Origin of the sequence: Streptomyces sp. NPDC017676 (assembly GCF_044329325.1) — a bacterium.
Lineage (GTDB): Bacteria > Actinomycetota > Actinomycetes > Streptomycetales > Streptomycetaceae > Streptomyces.
Genome location: NZ_JBIRJA010000016.1, coordinates 188,583 through 212,823 on the forward strand (window position 1 = coordinate 188,583; position 24,241 = coordinate 212,823).

Consider the following 24,241-nt stretch of genomic DNA (forward strand, 5'->3'; position numbering starts at 1 on the left):
TCGGGGTACTGGGACGGTCGTACCGTTCGTAGGCGCCCCACTCCGACAAGGAGCCGCACATGGACACGACCACGACCCTGCTGGTGCTCGCCGCCGTCGTCGCGGCGGGGCTGCTCGCCGTCGCGGTCCGTCTGCTGGTGCGGCTGGTGCGGACGCGGCGGACGCTGCGGCGGGCGGGACTGCCGACGGGGCCCCGGTGGGTGTTCTGGGGCGCGGTCGCCTATCTGGTGCTGCCCACCGATCTGCTGCCCGACCCGGTCTACCTGGACGACATCGGCGTCCTGCTCCTCGCCCTGCGCAGCCTGCGCGCCGCCCGGCCGCTGCCGCGCGGGACGACCGAGCCCTGACCGGCCGGGCGGGGTGTACCGCACCGGGGGTGTGCCGCACCATGGGGCGATGCACCCCGTGTTCACCGGCATACCCGGTGCCCCGGCGGCCCCCGGTGTGGCCGTGGTCGTCGACGTGATGCGTGCGTTCACCGTGGCCGCCTGGGCGTTCCGGCGCGGCGCCGAGCGGATCGTCTTCGCCCGCACGCGGCGGGAGGCGCTGGCGCTGAAGGCCCGTCATCCGGACTGGCTCGCCTGTCAGGACGGGGCGCCGATGCCGGGGTTCGACCTGGTCAACTCGCCCGCCCGGCTGCGTGCGCTGGACCTGCGGGGCCGTACGGTCGTCCAGAGGACCACCGCCGGAACGGCCGGGGCGCTGGCCGTGGCGGACGCCGGGCTGCTGCTGTGCGCGAGCTTCGCGGTGGCCGGGGCGACCGCAGGGGCGCTGCGACGGGTACGGGCGGAGGCGGTGACCTTCGTGGTCACCGGGGACGGCGGACGGGCCGAGGAGGATCTGGCCTGTGCGGAGTACATCGCGGAACGCGTGCGGGCGGACGACGCAGACGCGGTCCCCTATCTGGCGCGGGCCCGGCGCTCCACCGCCGCCGCACGGCTGGCCGACGCTGTGCGGCGCGGGTGGGCCGGTGTCGATCCCGAGGACGTGGCCGTGTGCCTGGAGACGGACACGTTCCCGTCGGCCATGGCGGCCGCTCGGGAGGACGGCCACCTGGTGCTGCGCCCATGGGCGCCCCCCGAGGGCCCTGCCCCGTGGGCATAGCGGGAGTGCCGCGGCCTCGGTCCGGACACGCACCCGCCGGCGGGCCCGACCCGGGGGGGCGTCTCAACCGGCGCCGTCCCGCTGGGCCTTGCCCATGGTCAGGGCCGTGAGCAGGACCACCAGCGCGCCGAGCGCCGCGGCCGCTGCCGTCGGACCGGCCAGCCATGAGGGTGCCAGCGTCGCCGCGCGCAGCCGGGCCGGGTCCGGCAGGTTGAACCGTCCGCCGAGCACGTGTCCGGCGGCGAGCAGCGCCGTGACCCCGACCGCGGCCGTCGCCGCCACCAGCCGGGCCGGAGCCGCCCGCGCGGTGAGGGCGAGCGCCAGCAGGCCGCACAGCGCCGAGGCGAGCAGGGTGGCCCCGAGGGCGCCGTGGGAGAGCCCGGTCCAGTAGCGCGGGGCATGCGCCGTCCCACACAGGAACACCAGGAGCGCGGCGGACCGGGCGGCCCACAGGCAGGCCGTCGGCGTCCGGTCGTCCCCGGCCCGGTCCTCGGCCGCCCGTCGTCTTTCCGCCCGCCCTTCCGCGAGGGACCGCGGTGTCCTCGTCCGCCCTTCGACGATGATGCGCCGGGGCTTCACCGGCCCTGCGGCGGCCGGCCGTCCCGCCGCCGGCTCTTCCGTGACGGACCGCCCCGCCTCCGCCGATGCCTCCGGGGCCGACCACCCCACCTCCCATACGACCGCCGGTGCCGCGGCGGCGGCCGCCGACCGCTCCTCGGCCTCCCGCGTCTGCCGTTCCGCCGCCAGCCGGCCGATCAGCTCGGCGAGTTCCTCCACGGGCCGGTGCACCGCCACCGCCCGCACGGCGGCTTCCGCGCAGTGGGATTCCACCGGGCCGCGGTGCAGCAGTTGCACCAGCCGGGAGACGTCCTCCAGAGGGCGGCGCTCAGCGGCCGCCCGGATCGCCTCGTCGGCGCTGCCGCTGTCCCGGGGCGGTTCGGTCAGCAGCGTGACCAGACGGGTGACGTCCTCGACCGACCGGTCGACCGCGGCCGCGCGCAACACGTCGGCTGTCATCCGGGCCGGCTCGGGCGAGCTCTCCAGCAGCGTGATGAGCCGGACCACGTCCTCCACCGGGCGGTCGGCGACGGCCGCACGGACCAGGCTGCGCAGGGGGTCGCCGTGCGCGGGTTCCTCCGGGGGAAGCGGCAGTACGGGCCGCGTGAGGAGGTCCGGGGACGGGGTGGGGGCGCCGGCGGCGGCCGGTGCCGTGGGTATCACCGAGTCGTCGGGACGAGGGGATGAAGAGCAGGTCGTCATCTCGGCTCCTGGAGAAGGGTGCGACCGCACCCGCGCCCCGTCTGCGGTCGCCGTGTCACGGACTCCATTACTAGGAGGGGGCCCCGGAGCCCGCCACTCGGGCGGGGCACTGGTGTGAGCCGGCCCGGTGCCTTCCGGCCGCTAGCCGCCCGTCCCTCCCCTCGCCACCCCGCCCAGGTGCGGTCCGCGCGTCCGGTGGCGCATTCTTGCTGTGTCATCCACCCGGAGCCGCACGGGACGAGGTGGGGCCGATGGCCGGGAGCGACGAGCAGGCGGTCCGTACGCGGGCCCGGCTGACCGCGCTGCTGGCCGACGTCTCGACCGGCGCGCTCACCGCGGCCGGCGGCCGGGTGGCGGGCGTGTACCTGCGCTCCCGCACTCCCGGCCTGCTGCGCCTGGCGGTGCTCACGGGGCTGCCGGGTCCGCTGTTCAGGTCCTGGTGGCGGCTGCACGTCGGCCGGCCGTTCCCGGTCGCCGACGCCTACCGGCTCGGCGTCCAGGTCGTCCTGCCGAACGCCACGGAGACCATGCGCCGGTATCCGCAGTTCGCGGCCGGTCTGCCCTTCCCGTTCGGGTCGGTGCACGTGCCGGTGCCGGGCGGGACCGAGCCGCTGGGGGTGCTCACGGTCCTGCACCCGGCGGTGACGGACACCGTGGACGACCTGCTCGACCGGGAACTGCTCGGCCGCCTGGCCGAGGGCCTGGGCACCGAACTGCTCGGTCTGGCCGACGGGGACGAGAGCACGATCGTCTGGGACGGCGAACCGCTGTGCGTACGGCCGCCCGCGAGCCGGCCCGCCCGGGCCGCCGTGGGACGCTTCAGCTGTGACCCGGCGACCTCCCTGGTCCGTGCGGACGACCGGTTGCACACCCTGCTCGGGCTTGGCCCCGGCGAGTTCGCGGGGACGATGACGGCGCTGGCCCACGCCGTGGCCCCCGCCGACGCGCACCGGGTCCTGGCCGCGCTGCGCGACACGGCCGCCGGGAAACCGCCGAGCGCGCCGCTGAGTCTGCGCGCCCACGACGGCACGCCGCGGCTGCTGGACCTGTGGCCGGTCGGCGAGGAAGGCCCGGACCGCGCCGGGACGGCGGTCCACGGGGTGGTGTTCGACCCGGGTACGGCCGCCTCCGCCGACGGCGCGGCCGACCTGCTGCCGGAGGGCGTGTTCTGCCTGGACCGGCTGGGGCAGATCGTGTACGCCAACCCGGCGGCGGCCCGGCTCACGGGCCGGGCGCGGGAGGGGCTGCTGGGGCAGGCGCTGTGGGACGCGCTGCCCTGGCTGACCGGGCCGCCGTACGACGACCATCTGCGCGGGGCCCTGCTCTGCCCCGAGCCGGTGCACTTCCACGCCCGGCGGCCGGCCGGCGACCGTGACGAGTCCGGTGAGGGGGACTGGCTGGCGGTGTCGGTGCACCCCGGCACGGACCTGCTGACCTGCGTGCTCGTCCCGGCCAGCCGGGTGGACGCCGCGAGCGGGCCGGTGGCCGAGGCCGGGGCCCCCGAGGACACGGTGGCGGGCGCCCACTCGATGACGCCGCTGTACCGGCCGATCGCGCTGGCCATCGCGCTGACGGACGCGGTGACCGCCCGGCAGGTGTCGGCGGTGGTCATGCAGGAGCTGCTGCCCGCGTTCGGCGGCCGGCGGCTGGCCATCTACCTGCTCCAGGACCGGCATCTGTACCTGGCCTGGGAGACGGGGTTCCCGCAGGGCTTCCTCTCGGCGTTCGAGGGCGTCGGCCTGGACGCGCACCTGCCCGGTGTGGAGACCCTGACCACCGGCCGGCCGCTGTTCTTCGAGGACATGGGACAGATCGCGGCGGCCTATCCGGGGATCGCCCTCGACGCGCAGGAGGGCTCGCGTGCCTTCCTGCCGCTGATCGCCTCGGGCAGGCCGGTGGGCTCCTGCATCCTCGGCTTCGACCGCGAGCGTGCCTTCAGCACGGAGGAACGCACGGTCCTCACCGCGCTCGCCGGGCTGATCGCCCACGCGATGGAGCGGGCGCGGCGCTACGACGACGAGGCCGCCCTCGCCCGCGGCCTGCAGCAGGCCCTGCTGCCCCGGCGGCTGTCGAGGCATCCGCGGGTGGAGACCGTGGGGCGGTACCTGCCGGGGACGCAGGGCATGGACGTGGGCGGTGACTGGTACGACGTGGTGGAGGCCGGGAACGGGCTCGCGCTGGTCATCGGTGATGTGCAGGGGCACGGGGTGCAGGCGGCGGCCACGATGGGCCAGCTCCGCAGCGCCGTGCGCGCGTTCGCGCTGGGCGACCGGCCGCCGGACGAGGTGCTGAGCGGCACCAACCACCTGCTGATCGACCTGGACCCCGGCCAGTTCGCCAGCTGCTGTTACCTGCGCCTGGACCCCGCCACCGGCCGGGTCCGGATCGCGCGGGCGGGCCATCCGCCGCCGCTGCTGCGCTGCCCGGACGGCCGGACCCGGCTGCTGGACGTCTCGGGGGGCGTCGTCCTCGGCGTGGATCCGCACGCCCGGTACCCGGTGACCGAGCTGTGGCTGGAGCCGGACGCGATCCTCGCCCTGTACACCGACGGTCTGGTGGAGCGGCCCGGTGCCGACATCGACGACGGCATCGCGTCGCTGCGGCTGGCGCTCGCCCGGGCCGGTGCCGGTGCGGGCCGGGGCGGCGGGCGGTCCCTGTCCGGGGTCGCCGACCGGCTGACGGCCACCGCCCGGCACGCCACGGACCGCCCGGACGACGTGGCCCTCCTGCTGGCCGCCCGCCGCCCGCCGCCCGCTCCCGGCCGGTGACCGACCACCCCGCTCACCCGAGCCCGCCTCCTCCCCGGCGCACGGCCGTCGCCGCCTCGGGTGATGGTCTCGCCTGACGGCGCCGGGCAGTGTAGACATGGGCACATGGTGCGACTGCCCGGCCGGCCCGTCACCCGGCCGCCCCGATCTTTCGGGTACCCGCGCGCACCGCACAGCCCGCCGGCGGCGGACCACGGCGCGGGCGGCAGCCGGCCGGGGGTGCTCCGGTCGGCGGTGACCGGACGCAGCGTGGCCGGGCAGGTGTTCGTCCTGCAAGTGGTGATCGTGCTGCTGCTGGTCGTCTCGGCGGTGGTGGCCCAGGTGCTCCAGGTGCGGCACGACAGCGACACCGAGGCGAGCAACCGTTCCCTCGCGGTCGCCGAGACGTTCGCCAACGCGCCCGGCACGGTCGCCGCCCTGCGCTCCCCGGACCCCACGGCCGTGCTCCAGCCGCGCGCGGAGGCGGCCCGCAAGGCGACCGGCGTGGACTTCATCGTCGTGATGAACACCGACGGCATCCGCTACACGCACCCCCAGGCCGACCGCATCGGCAAGAAGTTCGTCGGCACGATCGCCCCGGCCGTGGCCGGCGGCACGGTCACCGAGCACGTCACCGGCACCATCGGCCCGCTCGTGCAGGTCGTGGTGCCGGTGAAGGACTCCGATGGCCAGGTGGTGGGGCTGGTGGCGGCCGGGATCACCACCGCGCACGTGGGCGGGGCCGCCGATCAGCAGCTGCCGCTGCTGCTCGCCGCGGCGGCCGCCGCGCTCGCGCTGGCGACCGCGGGCACGGCCCTGGTGAGCAGACGGCTGCTGCGCCAGACGCACGGCCTCGGGCCGTACGAGATGACGAGGATGTACGAGCACCACGACGCGGTGCTGCACGCGGTCCGGGAGGGCGTGCTGATCGTCGGCGGTGACGGCAGGCTGCTGCTCGCCAACGACGAGGCCCACCGCCTGCTGGACCTGCCCGCGGACGCCGAGCGGCGGCATGTGCTGGAGCTGGGGCTGGACGACGAGACGGCGGGGCTGCTGGCCTCGGGACGGGTCGCCACGGACGAGGTGCACCTGGTCAAGGACCGGCTGCTGGCGATCAACCAGCGGCCCACGGACCTGCGTGGCGGCCCGCCGGGCAGCGTCACCACACTGCGCGACTCCACCGAGCTGCGCGCCCTGTCGGGCCGCGCGGAGGTGGCGCGGGAGCGGCTGAACATGCTGTACGAGGCCGGGGTGGGCATCGGCACCAGCCTGGACGTGACCCGGACCGCGCAGGAGCTGGCGGACCTGGCGGTGCCCCGGTTCGCGGACTTCGCGACGGTGGACCTGTTCGACGCGGTGCTGGGCGGGGAGGAGCCGCGGCCGGGGACGGCGCTGCGCCGGACCGCCTGCGCGGGCATCCGCAAGGAGGCCCCGCTGTATCCGCTCGGTGACCGGATCCGGTTCGTGACCACCTCACCGCAGGCGCGCGCCCTGACGACCGGGCAGTCCGTCGTGGTGCCGCGGCTGCGCGACGAGCCCGGCTGGCGGGCGCAGGACCTGGAGCTCACGGACCAGGTGCTGGCGTTCGGCATCCACTCCCTGATCACCGTGCCGCTGCGGGCGGGCAGTCTGGTGCTGGGCGTGGCGAACTTCTGGCGGGCGGAGAAGCCGCAGCCGTTCGACGCCGAGGAACTGGCCCTCGCGGAGGAGCTGGTGGCGCGGGCGGCGGTGTCGATCGACAACGCCCGCCGGTACACCCGCGAGCACAGCATGGCGGTCACCCTCCAGCGCAGCCTGCTGCCGCGCACCCTGCCCGAGCAGGGCGCCCTGGACCTCGCCTACCGGTATCTGCCGGCCCAGTCGGGGGTGGGCGGCGACTGGTTCGACGTGCTGCCGCTGTCCGGCGCCCGGGTGGCGCTCGTCGTCGGGGACGTCGTGGGGCACGGGCTGCACGCGGCGGCGACGATGGGCCGGCTGCGCACGGCCGTGCACAACTTCTCCTCCCTGGACCTGCCGCCGGACGAACTGCTGAGCCTGCTGGACGAGCTGGTCGGCCGGCTCGACCAGGACGACGAGACACCGGTGACGGGCGCGTCCGTGGTGACCGGCGCGACCTGTCTGTACGCGATCTACGATCCGGTGTCCCGGCTGTGCACGATGGCCCGTGCCGGTCATCCGCCGCCCGCGCTGGTGCGGCCGGACGGCGGCGTGGAGTTCCTGGACGTACCCGCGGGACCGCCGCTGGGCCTGGGCGGGCTGCCGTTCGAGACGGCCGAGCTGGAACTGCCGGAGGACAGCCGGCTGGTGCTGTACACCGACGGTCTGGTGGAGGACCGGGAGCGGGACATCGACGAGGGACTGGGCCTGCTGCGCGACGCGCTGCTGCGGGCACCGGGCGCCTCCCCCGAGGACACCTGCCGTACCGTGCTGGACCGGCTGCCGGCCCGGCCGAGCGACGACGTGGCGCTGATCGTCGCCCGCACCCGGGTGCTGGGCGACGACCGGGTGGCGCAGTGGCAGGTGCCGTCCGACCCGGCGGCCGTGTCGGAGGTGCGGGCCTCGGTGACCCGGCGGCTGGCCGACTGGGGCCTGGACGAGCTGGCGTTCACGACGGAGCTGATCCTGAGCGAGCTGGTCACCAACGCCATCCGCTACGGGCGCGGCCCGATCGGGGTACGGCTGCTGCGCGACCGCACGCTGATCTGCGAGGTGTCCGACCGCAGCACGACCTCGCCGCACCTGCGGTACGCGGCGAGCACCGACGAGGGCGGCCGGGGCCTGTTCCTGGTCGCCCAGCTCGCCGGGCGCTGGGGCACCCGGTACACCCCGCACGGCAAGGTGATCTGGGCGGAGCAGCCGCTTCCCTGAGCGTGCGGGGCGCGGGAAATCGTTTGAGGGCCCGTGGTCCCGCGGGTGATGATCTCCGGCATGTTCTCGCGCAGGAATCGCCGTACCGCCCGGCCCACCTCCCCCGCACTCCGTGCCGCCTGGGAGACCCTGGACGCCGGGGACGTACCCGGTGCGCTGCGGCAGGTGCGGGCGGCCGGGGAGGACGAGCCGCTCGGTGAGGTGGCCCTGGTGGTGGGGCGGGCGGCGGGCTCGGCCGGGTTCGACGACCTCGTCGACGCCTCGGCCGCGCTGGCCGCCGCCCCCGAGGATCCCCGGGCGCTCTACGACTTCGGGTACGCGTGCGTCGAACGCGGGGTGTCCGGACTGGCGATTCCCGCGCTGCGCGCGGCCCTCGGCCTGAGCGGCGGGGCGCTGCCGGTGCTGCGGGAGCTGGTGTCCGCGTACGAGGACGAGGGCCGGCACCGGGAGGCGGTGGCCGAACTCGCCCGCCACGAGGACCGTCTCGCGCACTGGCCGGACCGCTATCTGCTGGTGTACAACGCGGTGCTGGCGGGCGATCTGGAGCTGGCCCGGCGTCAGCACGCGCTGCTGCCCGACCCGGAGGACGAGCGGTGGCGGCCGGCGCGGGACCGGCAGGACCGGATGCTCGCCCGGGCCGCCGACGCCGAGCGGGCGGGCCGGCTCGACACGGCCGATCTGCGGGGCTGGCAGTACGTGCTCGGCGGCACGGTCCTCGGCACGCTGTCCCCGTACGGCTACGACGCGGGCATGAACGGCCGTTACGCCTGGCTGCAGGACACCCCGGACCAGTGTCTTCGGGGCCTGCTGCGGCTGCGGGACCTGCTGGCGGCCACCGGGGTGCGGCCCCGGTCGGTGTCGCTGCTGCCGGACCGGGACTCGCGCATCCTCGGGCTGGCCGCGGCCGAGGTGCTGGGCCTGCGGGCGGAGCCGTTCGCGCCGGGCCGGGCGGACACGGTGGTCGTGGCGTACGACCTGGACGGGCTCGCGGCCCACGACGGCGGGCCGGAGCTGATCGGGGAGCTGTTCGAACGCGCACCGGGGCAGGTGCTGCACGCGCACGCGTGCTGCTGGACGGACCCGCCGGCCATCACCCCGGACAGCGCCGCCCTGCTCCACCAGTCGGTGATGGCGCCGTGGGGTGAGGGGCTGCGCCTGGCAGCGGACGGCGGGGTGGAGCGGGGGCCGGCGGACGACCGGCCGGAGGCGGAGATCGCCGCCGGGATCACCGCGGCGGACCCGACGCCCGATCCCGGGGACGGCGACGGCCCGGCGGACGGCGACACGGAGTTCGCCGCGTTCGCCGCGGCCGTGAAGGGCACGTGGCTGCGCGGCGAACGTGCGCGTGTGCGGTCCGCCGGGCCGGTCCCGGGTTCCCGGTTCGCCTGAGCGAGGCGGCGGTCAGCCGCCGTCGAGCCGCGAGCGCAGCAGCTGCTTGCCCAGCTCGGCGCCCTTGCGGCTGTCGGACTGTGCCTTGCGGAAGAGCTCCACGACCTCGTTGTCCTTGTCGCGCTCGGCGTCCTGGATGTACTGCTCCAGGCGCAGGGCGTTGCTCAGGCATGCCTCGACGTACCAGATCAGGTTGTAGTCCTTGTCGCGGGTGCCGGTGACGTCGCCGGTCTCGCTGGTGTTGGTCATCCGGGGTCTCCTCCTTCTGTCGACCCTGCGTCGATTCCGCTTGCCGTCACGCCGGGTACCCGTGCGACCTGCGGGCACACCGGCCGATCGGACCGTCCCTACTCGTCGATCACGGCGCCGAAGCGGGCGCCGTGGGCGGTGCCGCCGAGTGCGGCGGCACCGTAGGACCAGGAGCCGTCGGCGAGCAGTCCGCCGCCGCTCGCGGGCAGCAGCCACACCGCGCCGTCGCCCGCGTTCTCACCGGGCGCGGCGGCCACCAGCTCGGCGCGGCCGTCGCCGTCGGTGTCGGCGAGCCGGACCTGGGCGCCCCAGGCGTCGTCGGCCTCGGCCGTGCCGGGGACGCCCGGGGTGTTCTGGTCGAAGGACCGGGCATGGCTGCCGGTGAGGCCGGTGCGGGAGCCGGGCAGCAGCCAGACCGCGCCGGCGTCGGCGACGGTGCCGATGTCCTCGCCGGGCGCGCCCACCGCCACGTCGGCGTAGCCGTCGCCGTTCACGTCGGCCACGGACAGGTCGGCGCCCCACGCGTCACCGTCCTCGGCGGTGCCGGGGACGCCGGGGGAGTTCTGGGACCACCACTGCGGGGCGGTGCCGGGGCCCTGGGTGCCGGCCGGGCCGTCGCCGCCACCGTAGTAGACGCCGACCAGGCCGCCGGGTGCGTCGGCGTCGCCGGTGGCCTCGTCGGCGGCGCTGAGCTGGCCCAGCACGAGGTCGTCGTAGCCGTCGCGGTCGATGTCGCCGGAGGCCGAGCCGAGGCCGCCGTGCAGGTCCCGCCGGTAGGCGAGGCCGTCGGGGCCGCCCGCGTAGTACGCCGACCAGCCCTTGGCGTAGTCGTCGTCGGGGCTGTAGCCGGAGACGACGAGGTCGGCGAAGCCGTTGCGGTCGTAGTCGCCGGTGGTGACGTAGCCGGGCTGGAGCCGGTGGCCGGTGGAGTGCGGGGCGCCGACCTGGCGCAGGACGCCGGCGTGCCAGGTGAACACGGTGAGGCCGACGTTCTGGTCGACGACCACGAGCTGGTCGGAGTCGACGTCGCCGGTGAACCGGGCGGCGGCCACCGACAGTCCGAAGCGGGCGCCGGCGGCGGGCTTCGCGGCGGTGACGGAGGCGTTCTGCTCCGCCCCGAGCCCCTTCGCGGAGCCGTACAGGACGGTCACCCGGCCGGCGTCGGCGACGGTGCCCTCGTCCTCGCCGGGAGCGCCGATCACCGCGTCGTCGTAGCCGTCGCCGTCCAGGTCCCCGGTGGCGACGGCCTGCCCGAAGTCGTCCCAGGCCTCGGAGCTTCCGGGCACGCCCGGGGTGGACTGGCTGATGACCTGGACCCGGCCCTTGGGGACGGTGGTGTTCGTGCCGATGCCGTTCGGGGCGCCGTACTGCACGGTGACGTAGCCGGCGCCCTCCCTGCCGTCGACGGTGCCCTCGGGGACGCCGGTGAGCAGGTCGGTGTAGCCGTCGCCGTTGAAGTCGCTGTTGCGGTCGGCGGCCGTGGTGCCGCCGGGCACGCCCGCGAACGCGGCCGGGGCGGCGAGGATGCCGGCCGAGGCCAGCAGCAGGAAGGAGGCCGCGGCGACGGCGGCGGAACCTGCGGTGCGTCGGGTGTTGCTGGTCATGTCCCTTACCCCCGAGGGTGATCGGTGATCCGTCGGCCGGCTGGTCGGTGCCGGCGCACGGTTCGACCCGGCGGGGGCGGGGGTGGTTGTGGCGCGCGGACGCGCTGTGACACGGCGGTGACAGACGTGGCCCGACCCGGGGCGTGCGGGCGGCCTCAGCCGAGGGCGCGGTCCAGGTTGAACGCGGCACTGATGAGGGACAGGTGGGTGAACGCCTGCGGGAAGTTGCCCTGTTGCTCGCCGGTGCGGCCGATCTCCTCGGCGTACAGACCGAGGTGGTTGGCGTAGGTGAGCATCTTCTCGAAGGCCAGCCGGGCCTCGTCCAGCCGGCCGGCCCGGACCAGTGCCTCGACGTACCAGAACGAGCAGATGGAGAAGGTGCCTTCGTCGCCGCGGAGTCCGTCGGGGCTGGCCTGCGGGTCGTAGCGGTAGACGAGCGAGTCGGAGACGAGGTCCTCGGTGAGGGCGTCCAGGGTGGACAGCCACTTGGGGTCGGTGGGGGCGATGAACTTGGCGAGCGGCATCATCAGCAGGGACGCGTCGAGGACGTCGCCGCCCTCGTACTGCACGAAGGCGTTCCGGCGCTCGGACCAGCCGCGTTCCATGATCCGCCGGTAGATGGTGTCGCGGGCCTGGCGCCAGCGGCGGTGGTCGGCGGGCAGCCCGCGGTGGGTGGCCAGGCGGATGGCCCGCTCGATGGCGACCCAGCACATCAACCGCGAGTACGTGAAGTCCTTGCGCCCGCCGCGGGTCTCCCACACGCCCTCGTCCGGCTGGTCCCAGTGGTCGCACACCCAGTCGACCAGGCGGCACACGTCGTCCCACTGGCCGCTGGAGATGGGCTGGGCCCACTTGTCGTAGAGGTAGATGGAGTCGATCAGGGCGCCGTAGATGTCGAGCTGGAGCTGGCCGACGGCGGCGTTGCCGACACGGACCGGGGCGGAGCCGAGGTGGCCCTCCAGGTGCGGCAGTTCGCGTTCGGGCAGTTCGGTGCGGCCGTCGATGCCGTACATGATCTGCAACGGGCCGGATCCGTCGCCGCAGCCGGGGCTGATGTGCGTGGTCAGGAACCGCATGAACGCCTCGGCCTCGCCGGCGAAGCCGAGCCGCAGCAGCGCGTAGACGGCGAAGGCGGCGTCGCGCACCCACACGTACCGGTAGTCCCAGTTGCGCTCGCCGCCGAGCTGCTCGGGCAGGCTGGTGGTGGGGGCGGCGACGATGGCGCCGGTGGGGGCGTAGTTGAGGAGCTTCAGGGTGAGCGCGGAGCGGTGCACCATCTCGCGCCAGCGGCCCCGGTAGCGGGACTGGTGCAGCCAGCGCCGCCAGTAGGCGACCGTGGCGTTGAACTGGTGCTCCGCCTCTTCGTGGGCGCAGCCGCGCGGGGACACCTCGCCGTCGACCTGGTCGAGGGCGAACACGGCGGACTCGCCCTCGCCGAGCTTGAAGTCGGCGCCCACGTCCCGCCCGTCGCACTCCAGGACGACGGTCGAGGTGAGCGACAGTGACTGGGCGGGCGACTCGAAGACCAGCATGCCGTCCAGCGGGCGCACGGTGTGCGCGACGGCGCCGTAGTCGAAGCGGGGGGCGACCAGCAGCCGGAAGGGGACGGTGCCGCGGACGCACACCACGCGCCGGATCAGCCGGTGCCTGCCCACGTCCCCGGGCTCCTCTCCGGTGATCGGCATGAAGTCCTGCACCTCGCCGACACCCTCCTCGGTGAAGAACCGGGTGATCAGCACGTTGGTGTCGGGGAAGTAGAACTGCTTGGTGCGGGCCGGCACGGCGGCGGCCAGCTCGAATCGGCCGCCGCGCTCGGCGTCGAGGATCGCCGCGAAGACACTCGGGGAGTCGAAGGCCGGGCAGCAGTACCAGTCGATCGTGCCGTTGCTGCCGACCAGGGCCACCGTGCGCAGGTCGCCGATGAGTCCGTGCTCGGCGATGGGCAGGTAGCGGTGGTCGCGCGGTGCGGTCCGGTGGAACGGCGATTCGGCCATCGGCGGCCTCCCGGTGAGCGGGGCGGTGCGGGCGGTATGCGCCTGTTGCGAGTGTTTTCCAGCTTAGGCGAGTGGTTCGCCGTGGCGTGGGCAGGCGGTCCTCACCCGCTCCCGAGGCGCTTCCGGATGCAGGGTGCGCCGGGGAGGGCAATGGTGAGAGTGTCCCCCGTTCGGGGGCACCGGCACGGATGCGGTCATCCGGACCGAGGAGGAGGCATCATGTCGACATCCACACCCGAAGAGTCCCGTTCGTCGGACGACGTCTGCACCCCGGACGCCCTGCTCCACTCCGCGCCCGCACAGGACGTCACCCCTGAGGACCTGGTGATGGCGGCGGGCAGGGACGTCACACCGAAGACCCTCGACTGGGCGCGTCGCAAGCTGGAGTCGGAGGGCACGGCGGCCATCGAGAAGCTGCTGCCCTAGGGCGGTCCGGGGAGCACAGGGTCACGAACGGGGAGACCGGCCGGACGCACGCCCGGCCGGTACCCTGTGCGCGGGGTGTCACACAGAAGGCGACCGTCCGACTGCGGAGAGTCGCCGTTCCCCGCTCACTCCGGCAGTCGGGTCTCGTCCGGTACGACGTGCATCGCCGCCTCCTCCGCGCCGGCCGCTCCCGCGTCGATGCCGACGTCCTCGGCGATCTCCTCCTTGGTGGTGTCGGCGTGGGCGCCCTCGTCCGGCGCGACCAGTCGGCCCGCGCGGGACGCGCCGGCCTCGGGGTCGACCGGCTCGCCCTCGCCACCGGGCAGGTCACCGAGCTCGTCGCCGGCCGGCGGGGTCACGTCGGGGACCTCCTGGCCGAGCCGTTCGTCCAGGGTCTCCCCCTCGTGCTGCTCGGCGGCGGTCGTGCCGTGCTTGGTGACGCCCAGGGGCCGCTCGGGCGGGGAGTAGCCCTCGTCGAGCATGTCGTCGTAGGAGCGCTCACCGACCGCGTCCTGCAGGTCCAGGGGCCCGGCGTCCTCCTGTTCCTCGTTGCTGCCCGTGGGCTGGTAGACGTCGTCCGCCATGGGGGTCTGCTCGGACTGCTGGTCGCTCATGGTCGCCTCCTTCGGGTTCGCGGGCGGTCCTGGTCCGCGTTTCCCGTGACCGGATCATTAACCCCGCCGGTGCCCGGACGGATCGTCCACTTCGCGGAGCCGCTTGGAGAACGCCCAGCCGCCGGGCGGAGTTCGTGAGCGTGCGGTCGATGGCGTCCGGCGGGACGGGCCGTCGATGGCGTCCGGCAGGGACGGAGCCGGCCGTCCCGCCGACCCTGATCCACTCCCGCCGCGTCATGGAGCCGTGGACGCGGTGCCGGGCCGAGGCCGGGTCGCCGGCCCGGGCGGGGAGGTGCGGAGTGGAATCAGGGGCGGCCGTCTCGGGAGGCGATGTCCTTCGGTGGTGCGGGTGCGGCTGCGTCCTACAGCCTTGTGGCATCGTTCCGTACCTGCAACCCGTGTGCAGTAAAGCCCGCGGCAGTCCTTGCCCATGGGGAGGGAAAGCCGGCCCGGGACGGGGGGGGGAGAACCGGCCGCGTGCCGGCGGGGCCCGTCAGGGTGAGGCGTGCGGGCCGTCCGGGCGGCCGGCGCGCTGCCGGACCGTCTCGCGGCTCAGGTCCTCCGTCTCCGTCGCCGGGAGCCGCTCGAAGCCGTCCTCGGTGATGACCGAGACGACGGGGAAGATCCGGCGGTTCAGGTCCGGGCCGCCGGTGGCCGAGTCGTCGTCCGCGGCGTCGTACAGCGCCTGGAGCGCGGCGAGGGCCGCCTCCCGGCGGGACAGGTCCGGCCGGTACAGCTTCTTCAGGGCGCCCCGGGCGTACGGGGAGCCGCTCCCCTCGGCGTGGAAGTGCCGCTTCTCGTAGAGCCCGCCGGCCGCGTCGAAGCTGAAGATCCGGCCGCGTCCGCCCCCGGGCGCGGTGAGGTCGTAGCCGACGAGCAGCGGGACGACGACGAGGCCCTGCATGGCCTGGGCGAGGTTCTGCCGGATCATGGCCGCGAGGCGGGTCGCCTTGGCACCGAGCGTCATCGGAACGCCCTCGATCTTCTCGAAGTGGGTCAGCTCGACCTGGTAGAGCCGCACCATGTCGAGGGCGAGGCCGACGGTGCCGGCGAAGGCGACGGCCGTGTGGTCGTCAGCGGGGTGCACCTTCTCCAGGTCGCGCTGGGCGATGAGGTTGCCCATCGTGGCCCGGCGGTCCCCTGCTATCAGCACGCCGTCGCGGTAGGTGAGCGCGAGCACGGTGGTGCCGTGCGGGAAACGGTCCGCCGGCACGCTGACGCCGGGCGGGAACGGGGGCGCGGTGGGCAGCAGCCCGGGGCGGTGCGCGGTCAGGAACTCGGTGAAGGACGACGTCCCCGGTGTGAAGAAGGCCTCGCTCGGCAGGCCCGCGCCGTCGTTGCCCGGCATGACTCCCCCTCCTGTGTCACACGGCAGTACCCGAGTCCTACCTGAAGCGGGCCGGTGGGAAACTCCCCCGTCCTCACAGGGCCTTGCGGCGCACCAGCAGCCCGAGCACCAGCAGGCCGGGGAGCAGCGGCAGCCACACGGTCAGCAGCCGGTAGCCGAGGACGGCGGACGCGGCGGCGGCACCCGGGGTGCCGGCGGCGGTGAGGGCGAGGGCGAGGGCGGCGTCCAGCGAGCCGAGGCCGCCCGGGGAGGGCAGCAGGGCGGCGGCGCTGCTCGCCGCGAGGTACAGCAGGGCCACCTGGAGCGGCGCGAGCGGCAGACCGACGGCCCGGGTGACGGCGATCAGGACCAGCGCGTGCAGCCCGGCGAAGGCCAGGGAGCCGCCCCACAGGGCAGCGGCGCGGGCCGGGCAGGCGTGCAGCGCGCGGATGTCGGCCACCAGGCCGGCGAGGGCTCGCCGGCAGCGCGGCCACCAGGGGGTGGCGAGCGGGGCCGCCGCGAGGACGAGGACACCCAGGACGACGGCGACCGCCGTCGGGGAGACGTGCGGGAGGCGCAGCAGCCCGGGGCAGGCCGGGGCGAGCGCCGCGATCAGCGCCAGACGGACGGCGGCGCCCGCGCCGGCCTTGACGGCGAGCGCGCCGGCCGAGCGGCCGGCCGGGAGCCCGCAGCGCGTCAGGAACCGCAGGTTCACCGCGCCCGCGCCGAGCCCCGCGGGCAGCAGGTGGTTGGCGGCGGAGGCGGCGAACTGCGCGGCGACCAGGCGGGGTCCGGGCAACCGCGGTACGACGGCGCCCTGCTGGGCCAGCGCGGAGGCCGCCCAGGTGCCCGTGGCCGCGGCGGCCCCGACCAGCAGCCAGCCCTGGTCGGCGACCGCCAGCCGCCCGGCGCCGCTCTCGACCGCGGGCCAGTGCCGGTGGGCCAGGTACAGCGCGCCGAGCAGTACGGCGAGACAGACGCCGGCCTGCCAGCGGGCGCGCCGGCGGCCGAGGGAGGCGGTGAGCCCGGCCGGGGAGGTCATGAGGCGGCGCCCGGTACGGCGTAGTAGAGCCGGACCGCGCCGACGGGCACGGACGGCCAGTCCCGGGCGTACCGGGGCGGCGCGGACCCGGCCGGCACCAGCGTGGCGACCGGCGCCCGCCGCGCCGTCCGGGTGATGCCGTCCTCGGTGATGTTGGCGTTGGGTCCGGCGGTCGCGGCGGAGGAGCAGCCGGCGGCGAAGGCGACGGGGATGGCCTCGTGCCCGGTGACCAGACAGGGCGGCCGCACCCCGCGGCGTCCCATCTCGGCCGCGGTGCGCCCCCAGGCGTCATGCGCGGCGGTGGCCGCGCCGACCACATGCAGGAGGACGACGAGTTGCACGGCGAGGTGGACGGCGAGACCGACGCAGACCAGCAGGAGGGCCAGGGGGCGCCGGGCCGGCTGGGGTGAGGGGAGCCGGCCGGCCGGCGGGCCCGGCCAACGGGACCGGTCCGGGGCCGGACGCGAGGGGGGATCGGGGAACGGGTGGGGAGCGGGGGCGGGGGTCGGATTCAGGCTCCGGGAGTCCGCCGGGGCACGGGCCGGGTCCACGGGCCGGGGCTCGGCCGGGGCACGGGCCGGGTCCACGGGCCGGGGCTCGGCCCAGGCACGGGCCGGATCCACGGGCCGGGGCTCGGCCCAGGCACGAGCCGGGTCCACGGGCCGGGAGTCGGCCCAGGCACGGGCCGGATCCACGGGCCGGGAGTCGGCCGGGGCACGAGCCGGGTCCACGGGCCGGGAGTCGGCCGGGGCACGAGCCGGGTCCACGGGCCGGGAGTCGGCCGGGGCAGGGGGCGAGTCCAGGGGCGGGCGGTGGTTCGGGTCTGGGTTCAGGCGCGAGGCGGAACTCCGGGCGGGGCGCTCCGGCACGTGCTGGGCCGGACGCGGCGGCAGGCGTGGCGCGGGGCGCCGGGCCGGGTGGCGCGGCCTCGTGGTCAGGTGGGCCAGCGCGTCGGCGACCGGGATCGCGAGGAGGGCGTAGGCGGGGAGCAGGAAGCGGGGTGCCGCGTAGCCGATCAGGAACAGGTAGGGGAACGCGGCGGTCGCCGCGCAGACGAGCGGCAGCAGCGTGGCCGCCGGGCGCCGTCCGCGCCGGGCGACGACCAGCGCGAGGACGGCCAGCACGGGCAGCGTGAACCACCAGAGCGTGACCAGCGGATGCGGCAGGGCGCCGGTGCACGGCCGGCACAGCGTGCGCCCGCCCAGGCTGCGCAGTTGGTCGACGACGGCGAAGTGCCGGCCCAGGCCGCCCTGGATCGCCGAGCCGTCGGACAGCCGGCGCGCCAGACCGCCGTAGCTCGCGTACGCCTCGATCACCCACTCGGCGGCGCCTGCGGCGAGCCCGGCCAGGAGCACGACCAGCGCCCTCCAGCGGCGGCGCGCCAGGCCGAGGGCGAGCAGCGGCAGGGTCGCCCAGACCGCGTCCACCGGCCGCATCCACGCCATCAGCGCCGCGCTCCCCGCCAGGCCCCACAGGGCGCCCCGGTCGGTGGGGGCGCGCAGGAAGCAGGCGACGGCGGCGAGGGCGGCGACGGCGACCCAGTAGTTGGGCATGGCCTGCGGGCCGTAGAACAGGGTCACCCAGAGGGAGGCGAACAGGGCGCCGCCGAAGGCGAGGACCCGGACGGGGAACAGTCCCCGCCAGGCGCGCAGGGCCAGGAACAGGGCCAGACCGGAGAGGAGGGCGAGGTAGATCCGCAACAGGGCCGTGGACGACGACCACGCCGCCACCGGGGCGACCAGCAGGGAGACGCCCCGGGCGCGGGGTGCGCTGAAGAAGGAGGCGGGAGCGTGTCCGCTGACCTGGCTGACGTACACCGTCTCGTCCCAGCCGAGCCCCAGACCGGGGCGCACGAGGACCAGTTGGGCCAGAGTGAAGGCCGCGGCGACGGCCGCCGTCGGCCAGACGGCGCGACCGGAGCCGGCGGACGCGCGGCGCGCGTGCTCGCGGCTCGCCGCGTCGACTGTCGCGTGCGCGCTGCCGGCCATGTCCACCCCTCCGTCCCCGCCCCCTACAGCCCGTAGGGCCCACTGCCACCCTACGGCCTGTAGGGCCGGAGACGGGAGTAGGGGAAAACACGGACAAACTAACGCGAATGATCTGCCCGCGCCCGCAGGCAGGGCCATCCGGCCGACGGCCCTACGCGCTGTAAGGTTGGGGCATGGCTGGCACAGGGTCCCGCGGCAGGGCGGAGCGGCGCAGCGCCGGGGCGCTGGAGAGCGAGGTACTGGCCGCCCTCTGGGCCACCGAGCGACCGCTGACCCCGGTGGAGATCCAGCACGAGATCGGTGGCGGGCTCGCGTACAACACGGTCCACACGATCCTCAAACGGCTGTACGACAAGGGGCTGGTGCTCCGGGACGCCGACGGGCGGCGCGGCGCGTACCGGCCGGCCAAGAACGCGGCCGAGCTGACCGCCGAGGCGATGCACGAGGCCCTGGACCGGGGGCCGGACCCGATCGCCGCGCTCCAGCAGTTCGTGACCGGGCTGAGCGCCGAGGAGGAACGGGCGCTGCGCGCGCTGCTCGCCGGGGACGGCGCGTGAGGCGCGGCTCATGAGGTTCGGCGCATGATCTTCGACGTGTACGCCCCGCTGGCGCTGTCGCTACTGCTGTCGGCCGTCGCTCCCGTGCTCGCCCGCCGGGCCGCGCCGGCGCTCGCCGCGCGCGTGCTGGCCTCGGCCGCCGTGCTGACGGCGGCGTCCACCACCTGGTCGCTCCTCCTGCTGGCCGCCGCGCTGCTCGGGGACGCGCCGCCGGTGATCCGGGAGGCCCGCGAGGACGGGCACCCGCTGACCGACCCGGTGCCCACGGTGATCGGGCTCGCCGCCTGTCTGGCACTGGCGGCCGTCGCCGTGCGCGTCCACCGGGCCGTGCGCGCCGAGCGGTGCACGCGGCGCGCGCTACGGCGGCTCGGCGCGGGGCACCCGGCGGACACCGAGCTGATCGTCGCCGCCTCGGAGGTGCCGCGGGCGTTCGCGATCCCGGGACGGCCGGGCCGGATCCTGGTCACCTCCGCGATGCTGAGTGCGCTGGGCCCCGCGGAGCGACGGGTGCTCCTCGCCCATGAGCGGGCCCATCTCACCCACCGGCACGGGGTGTTGGTGTCGGCGGTCACGCTCGCTGCGGCGGCCGATCCGCTGCTGGGACCGGTGCGCGCGGCGGTCACCTTCCTCGTGGAGCGGTGGGCCGACGAGCGGGCGGCGGCCGTCGTCGGGGACCGGCGGGTGACCGCGCGGGCGCTGGCCCGGGCCGCGCTCAGCGCGGGCCGGGAGCGCGTGGGCTGCGCCCTTCAGTTCACCGACCGGGCCGTCACCCGCCGGATCGCGGCCCTCCAGACGAACCCGCCCCCGCGTCTGTGGTCCGCGGCCCTGGCCGTCCTCGCCCTCGGCGCCCTCCCGGCCCTGCTCGCCGCCGACGCGACCGGCGACCTGCTGCGTCTGCTGTCCGGGGTGCTCGACTGAGGGACGCGGGCCCGGCACGGCGGCGCTCCGCGCCCGTGACCGATGCCCAGCACACCCCACGACACCCGGGGACAACCGGCCGCCATCCAGCACGGAGCCCAGGCCACCACCGGCATCCGGCCCCCGTCCGGCGCCCGGTCCCCCGTCGGCGCCCAGCCCCCTCCCCCGGGCCGGCGCCCCGTGCCCGACAGCACTCACCCACCAGCCGGCCCCCTCGCCGCCCCGCCCGGCTCCCTGGCCTCCCCCGCCCCGCCCCGTCCCGCCCCGGCCGGACCGCCGCTCAGCCCCCGAAAGCGCCCCCTTCCCCGCCGCCCGGCCCCCGGTGCATCGGCTGTTCCGGTGTGGGGCGGCGCGGTGCCGGTGGTACCGCGCGGACGGCCGGGCCGTCGGTGCTGACCGTGAGCGGCTCACCGTGGTGGCGGAGCGTCAGCGGTGGGCCGTCCAGGAGCGCGTACGTCACCTTGTCCGCGCCGATGTCGACGCGCAGCCGGCGCCCGCGGAACTGGACGTTGAAGGCGAGGCGGCGCAGCCGTTCGGGCAGGCGCGGGGCGAACCGCAGCCGGTCGCCGGCGTGCCGCAGGCCGCCGAAGCCCGCGACCAGGGCCATCCAGGTGCCGGCGAGGGAGGCGATGTGCAGCCCGTCCCGCGTGTTGTGCTCCAGGTCCTGGAGGTCCATCAGCGCGGCCTCGGCGGTGTAGGCGTAGGCGAGGTCCAGGTGGCCGGTCCGGGCGGCGATGACGGCCTGGCAGCAGGCGGACAGGGAGGAGTCGCGGACGGTCAGCGGTTCGTAGTAGGCGAAGTTCCGGGCGATCTGCTCCTCGTCGTGCTCCTGCTCGAAGTAGTCGGCACAGGTGTACATGGCCAGCACCAGGTCGGCCTGTTTGACGACCTGCTTGCGGTAGAGGTCGAAGTAGGGGAAGTGGAGCAGCAGCGGGTACTGGTCGGGGCGGGTGCCCTGGAAGTCCCAGCGCTGGTAGCGGGTGAAACCGGCGTGCTGTTCGTGGACGCCGAGTTCGGCGTTGTAGGGGATGTGCATGGCGTCGGCGGCGTCCCGCCAGGCCGCGCTCTCCTCCTCGTCCACCCCGAGCCGCCGCGCCTGGTCCGGGTGGCGTTCGACGGCGTCGGCGGCGGCGCGCAGGTTCTGCCGGGCCATCAGGTTGGTGTAGGTGTTGTCGTCGGCGACCGCGCTGTACTCGTCGGGGCCGGTGACGCCGTCGAGGTGGAAGACCCCGTGGGTGTCGTGGTGGCCGAGCGACCGCCACAACCGGGCCGTCTCCACCAGCAGTTCCACGCCGGTCTCCCGCTCGAAGGCGGTGTCGCCGGTGGCCTCGACGTACCGGACGACCGCGTCGGCTATGCCGGCGTTGACGTGGAAGGCGGCGGTGCCGGCCGGCCAGTACGCGGAGCCCTCCGGGCCGGCGATGGTCCGCCAGGGGAACGCGGCGCCGGCGAGCCCGAGTTGGGCCGCGCGTTCGCGGGCCTCGTCCAGGGTGTTGTACCGCCAGCGCAGGGCCTCGGCGACGGCCTGGGGGGCGGTGTGGGTGAGCACGGGCAGCACGAACATCTCGGTGTCCCAGAAGGCGTGCCCGTCGTAGCCGGAGCCGGTGAGCCCCTTGGCGGGGATGGCGCGCTGCTCGGCGCGGGCGCCGGCCTGGAGGACGTGGAACAGCGCGAACCGGACGGCCTGCTGGATCTCCTCGTCGCCCTCCACCTCGACGTCGGCGCGGGCCCAGAAGTCGTCCAGGCAGGCCCGCTGGTCGTCGAGCAGGCCCTGCCAGCCGTCGTGTCCGGCGGCGGCGAGCGCGGCGTCGACCTGGTCGGCCATCGCGGGCAGCGACCGGGTGCCGGACCAGCCGTGGGCGACCAGCTTCTCCATCCGCAGGGTCTGTCCGGGTTCCAGCACGGAGGTGACGGTCAGCCGGGCCACGTCGATGCCGCTCTCGCTGCGACTGGTGGTGCGTTCGGGTCCGGTGACGACGTGGTCGGCGGCCACGGCGACCCGCAGACCGCTGCGCCGGGTGCGGTGCACCAGCCGGAGCCGGTTGCCGGAGGCGAAGCCGTCCTCCTGTTCCAGCGGGGACTTCAGCGCCTTCGCCGCGCGCGGGTCGCCGTCGGGGTCGGGCAGGCTCTCGTTGGCGACCAGCTCGGACTGGATCACCACCCGGCTGCGGCTGCCGACGGCCTCCACCTCGTACGCGACGGCGGCCACGGCCCGCTGGGTCAGCGAGACCAGCCGGGTGGAGCGCACCCGGACCGTGGAGCCGGCCGGGGAGGTCCACTCGCAGGTCCGCTCCAGCACGCCGCGGCGCAGGTCCAGGACGCGTTCGTGGGCGACGAGCCGGCCGTAGCGCAGGTCGAAGGGCTCGTCGTCCACCAGCAGCCGGATGACCTTGCCGTTGGTGACGTTGATGACGGTCTGCCCGGACTCCGGGTAGCCGTAGCCGGCCTCCGCGTACGGCAGCGGGTGCACCTCGTGCACCCCGTTGAGGTAGCTGCCGGGCAGGCCGTGCGGCTCGCCCTCGTCCAGGTTGCCGCGCCAGCCGACGTGCCCGTTGGACAGGGCGAACACCGACTCGCTCTGGGCGAGGACGTCGAGGTCGAGGGCGGTCTCCCGGACGGCCCACGGTTCGACGCCGTAGGAGCGGTCGGTGATCACTGCTTGCCTCCCAGTTCGGCCAGGTCCTTGACGACGATGTCGGCGCCGTGCGCGTACAGCGCGTCGGTCTGGCCCACCCGGTCCACGCCGACGACGTGGCCGAAGCCGCCCGCCCGGCCGGCGTCCATGCCGGCCAGCGCGTCCTCGAAGACGGCCGCGCGGGACGCCTCGACGCCGAGGTCCCGGGCGGCGGCGAGGAAGGTGTCGGGGTGCGGCTTGCCCGGCAGGTTCCGCTCGGCCGCGACCACGCCGTCGATCCGTACGTCGAAGAAGTGCTCGGCGCCGACCGCGCGCAGCACGTCCCGGCAGTTGGCGCTGGAGGAGACGATCGCGGTGCGCAGCCCCGCGTCGCGGACCGCTTCCAGATACCGCAGGGTGCCCTCGTAGGCCTCGACCCCGCCGGTGCGGATCTTCTCCAGCAGCAGGTCGTTCTTGCGGTTGCCGAGACCGTGCACGGTGCGGGCGTCCGGCGGGTCGTCCGGGCCGCCTTCGGGGAGCTGGATGCCGCGTGAGGCGAGGAAGGCGCGGACGCCGTCGGCGCGGGGGCGGCCGTCGACGTACTCGTCGTAGTCGGTGACGGCGTCGAACGGCCGTCCCTGTTCCCCCTCGTAGTCACGCAGGAAGGCGTCGAACGTCTCCTTCCAGGCCGCCGCGTGCACGACGGCGGTCTTGGTGACGACCCCGTCGAGGTCGAAGAGACAGGCCTGGATGGTGTCGGGCAGACCGAGCTGAGTCATATCCGGACTGTTCCCCGCGAAGCGGCCGTCCAGTGGGTGGCGCACGCCACACTCCTGGCGGACGGGGGATGTCACACTCTCTGTGTGCCACTGACCTTCGACGACCTCCTCGCCCGTGCCCGCGCCCTGCCCCGGGACGGCCGGCGTGCCCTGCTCGGCATCGCGGGCAGCCCCGGCTCGGGCAAGACGACGCTGGCCGAGCGCCTGGTGGACGCGCTGAACGGCGAGGGGCCGCCGTGGGCGGCGCACGTGCCGATGGACGGTTTCCATCTCGCGGACGCCGAACTGGACCGTCTGGGCCGCCGGGACCGCAAGGGCGCGCCGGACACCTTCGACGCGGCCGGGTACGCGGCGCTGCTGCGGCGGCTGCGCGAGGAGACCGACGAGGTGGTGTACGCGCCGGGGTTCGAGCGGGTGCTGGAGCAGCCGCTCGCGGGCGCGATCCCGGTGCCGCCGGAGGCCCGGCTGGTGGTGACCGAGGGGAACTACCTGCTGCTGCGGGAGGGTTCGTGGGCGCGGGTGCGGCCGTGCCTGGACGAGGTGTGGTTCTGCGAGATCGCCGAGGACGAGCGGATCCGACGGCTGGTCGCCCGGCACGAGGAGTTCGGCAAGGAGCACGCGGCGGCCGTGGCCTGGGTGCTGGGCTCGGACCAGCGCAACGCCGACCTGGTGGCGACGACCCGGCGGTGGGCTGACCTGGTGGTACCGGCCGGTGTGCTGCTTCCCGTGAGCTGACGTACCGCCGCCGGCCGGTGGGGTGG

18 protein-coding genes and 1 pseudogene are annotated in these 24,241 nt (G+C 75.4%); 9 read left to right on the forward strand and 10 right to left on the reverse strand.

Annotation, left to right across the window (positions count from 1 at the left end):
• The first annotated feature begins 59 nt into the window (after window positions 1–59).
• Together ACH4LD_RS31385 and ACH4LD_RS31390 are read left to right on the forward strand one after the other, a co-directional pair.
• Complete coding sequence (locus tag ACH4LD_RS31385) at window positions 60–347, forward strand: DUF1232 domain-containing protein (RefSeq protein WP_398057415.1); 288 nt, start codon at window positions 60–62, stop codon at window positions 345–347.
• A 49-nt stretch (window positions 348–396) separates the two neighbouring features.
• Window positions 397–1,104: a 2-phosphosulfolactate phosphatase gene (locus ACH4LD_RS31390; RefSeq protein WP_398057414.1), complete on the forward strand. Its 708-nt coding sequence runs from the start codon at window positions 397–399 to the stop codon at window positions 1,102–1,104.
• A gap of 63 nt (window positions 1,105–1,167) precedes the next feature.
• Here ACH4LD_RS31390 and ACH4LD_RS31395 read toward each other — a convergent pair whose 3' ends face one another.
• Entirely contained in the window at window positions 1,168–2,364 is a 1,197-nt protein-coding gene (locus tag ACH4LD_RS31395) for a hypothetical protein (protein ID WP_398057412.1), read from the reverse strand.
• A gap of 251 nt (window positions 2,365–2,615) precedes the next feature.
• Here ACH4LD_RS31395 and ACH4LD_RS31400 point away from each other — a divergent pair, with 251 nt between their 5' ends.
• The 3 genes from ACH4LD_RS31400 to ACH4LD_RS31410 all read left to right on the forward strand — a co-directional run bounded on the left by ACH4LD_RS31400 (window position 2,616) and on the right by ACH4LD_RS31410 (window position 9,368).
• Window positions 2,616–5,132, forward strand: a complete 2,517-nt coding sequence (locus tag ACH4LD_RS31400) for a SpoIIE family protein phosphatase (RefSeq protein WP_398057411.1) — start codon at window positions 2,616–2,618, stop codon at window positions 5,130–5,132.
• Between the two features lie 105 nt (window positions 5,133–5,237).
• Entirely contained in the window at window positions 5,238–7,979 is a 2,742-nt protein-coding gene (locus ACH4LD_RS31405; protein WP_398057410.1) for a SpoIIE family protein phosphatase, read from the forward strand.
• A 60-nt stretch (window positions 7,980–8,039) separates the two neighbouring features.
• Entirely contained in the window at window positions 8,040–9,368 is a 1,329-nt protein-coding gene (locus ACH4LD_RS31410) for a hypothetical protein (RefSeq protein WP_207928386.1), read from the forward strand.
• Window positions 9,369–9,380: 12 nt separating this feature from the next.
• Here ACH4LD_RS31410 and ACH4LD_RS31415 read toward each other — a convergent pair whose 3' ends face one another.
• The 3 genes from ACH4LD_RS31415 to ACH4LD_RS31425 all read right to left on the reverse strand — a co-directional run bounded on the left by ACH4LD_RS31415 (window position 9,381) and on the right by ACH4LD_RS31425 (window position 13,215).
• Complete coding sequence (locus ACH4LD_RS31415; RefSeq protein WP_398057409.1) at window positions 9,381–9,617, reverse strand: hypothetical protein; 237 nt, start codon at window positions 9,615–9,617, stop codon at window positions 9,381–9,383.
• A 98-nt stretch (window positions 9,618–9,715) separates the two neighbouring features.
• On the reverse strand, window positions 9,716–11,221 hold the full coding sequence (locus ACH4LD_RS31420) for an FG-GAP repeat protein (protein WP_398057408.1): 1,506 nt from the start codon (window positions 11,219–11,221) through the stop codon (window positions 9,716–9,718).
• A 155-nt stretch (window positions 11,222–11,376) separates the two neighbouring features.
• On the reverse strand, window positions 11,377–13,215 hold the full coding sequence (locus tag ACH4LD_RS31425) for a glycoside hydrolase family 15 protein (RefSeq protein ID WP_398057407.1): 1,839 nt from the start codon (window positions 13,213–13,215) through the stop codon (window positions 11,377–11,379).
• A gap of 219 nt (window positions 13,216–13,434) precedes the next feature.
• Here ACH4LD_RS31425 and ACH4LD_RS31430 point away from each other — a divergent pair, with 219 nt between their 5' ends.
• Window positions 13,435–13,641: a hypothetical protein gene (locus ACH4LD_RS31430; RefSeq protein ID WP_030640810.1), complete on the forward strand. Its 207-nt coding sequence runs from the start codon at window positions 13,435–13,437 to the stop codon at window positions 13,639–13,641.
• Between the two features lie 125 nt (window positions 13,642–13,766).
• On the opposite strand, the gene ACH4LD_RS31435 is transcribed toward ACH4LD_RS31430, so the two are convergent.
• From ACH4LD_RS31435 to ACH4LD_RS31450, 4 genes and pseudogenes are all read right to left on the reverse strand, one after another.
• Window positions 13,767–14,255, reverse strand: coding sequence for a DUF5709 domain-containing protein (locus ACH4LD_RS31435; RefSeq protein ID WP_398057406.1), 489 nt, complete (start codon window positions 14,253–14,255; stop codon window positions 13,767–13,769).
• A 493-nt stretch (window positions 14,256–14,748) separates the two neighbouring features.
• A complete protein-coding gene (gene prcB, locus ACH4LD_RS31440; RefSeq protein ID WP_398057405.1) occupies window positions 14,749–15,603 on the reverse strand; it encodes a proteasome subunit beta in 855 nt (284 codons plus the stop codon).
• A gap of 73 nt (window positions 15,604–15,676) precedes the next feature.
• Complete coding sequence (locus ACH4LD_RS31445) at window positions 15,677–16,624, reverse strand: lysylphosphatidylglycerol synthase domain-containing protein (protein WP_398057404.1); 948 nt, start codon at window positions 16,622–16,624, stop codon at window positions 15,677–15,679.
• Window positions 16,625–17,526: 902 nt separating this feature from the next.
• A pseudogene (locus tag ACH4LD_RS31450) lies at window positions 17,527–18,612 on the reverse strand (hypothetical protein); the annotation flags it as partial.
• 173 nt (window positions 18,613–18,785) lie between these two features.
• On the opposite strand from ACH4LD_RS31450, the gene ACH4LD_RS31455 reads away from it, so the two are divergent.
• Both ACH4LD_RS31455 and ACH4LD_RS31460 read left to right on the forward strand, forming a co-directional pair.
• Window positions 18,786–19,169 (forward strand): BlaI/MecI/CopY family transcriptional regulator, encoded by a 384-nt coding sequence (locus ACH4LD_RS31455; RefSeq protein WP_398057403.1) that lies wholly within the window; start codon window positions 18,786–18,788, stop codon window positions 19,167–19,169.
• Between the two features lie 24 nt (window positions 19,170–19,193).
• Window positions 19,194–20,087 carry a M56 family metallopeptidase gene (locus ACH4LD_RS31460; RefSeq protein ID WP_398057402.1) on the forward strand — a complete coding sequence of 298 codons (894 nt, stop codon included), beginning with the start codon at window positions 19,194–19,196 and terminating at the stop codon, window positions 20,085–20,087.
• A 280-nt stretch (window positions 20,088–20,367) separates the two neighbouring features.
• Here the strand turns inward: ACH4LD_RS31460 and ACH4LD_RS31465 are convergent, their stop codons facing one another.
• Both ACH4LD_RS31465 and ACH4LD_RS31470 read right to left on the reverse strand, forming a co-directional pair.
• Complete coding sequence (locus ACH4LD_RS31465) at window positions 20,368–22,743, reverse strand: glycoside hydrolase family 65 protein (RefSeq protein WP_398057401.1); 2,376 nt, start codon at window positions 22,741–22,743, stop codon at window positions 20,368–20,370.
• Window positions 22,740–23,480: an HAD family hydrolase gene (locus tag ACH4LD_RS31470; protein WP_398057400.1), complete on the reverse strand. Its 741-nt coding sequence runs from the start codon at window positions 23,478–23,480 to the stop codon at window positions 22,740–22,742. The genes ACH4LD_RS31465 and ACH4LD_RS31470 overlap by 4 nt, the downstream gene beginning before the upstream one ends.
• Before the next feature lie 84 nt (window positions 23,481–23,564).
• Between ACH4LD_RS31470 and ACH4LD_RS31475 the strand changes: the two genes are divergently transcribed.
• The gene (locus ACH4LD_RS31475; protein ID WP_398057399.1) at window positions 23,565–24,215 is read left to right on the forward strand and encodes a nucleoside/nucleotide kinase family protein; all 651 of its coding nucleotides are present in this window, start codon (window positions 23,565–23,567) and stop codon (window positions 24,213–24,215) included.
• The last annotated feature ends 26 nt before the right edge of the window (window positions 24,216–24,241 follow it).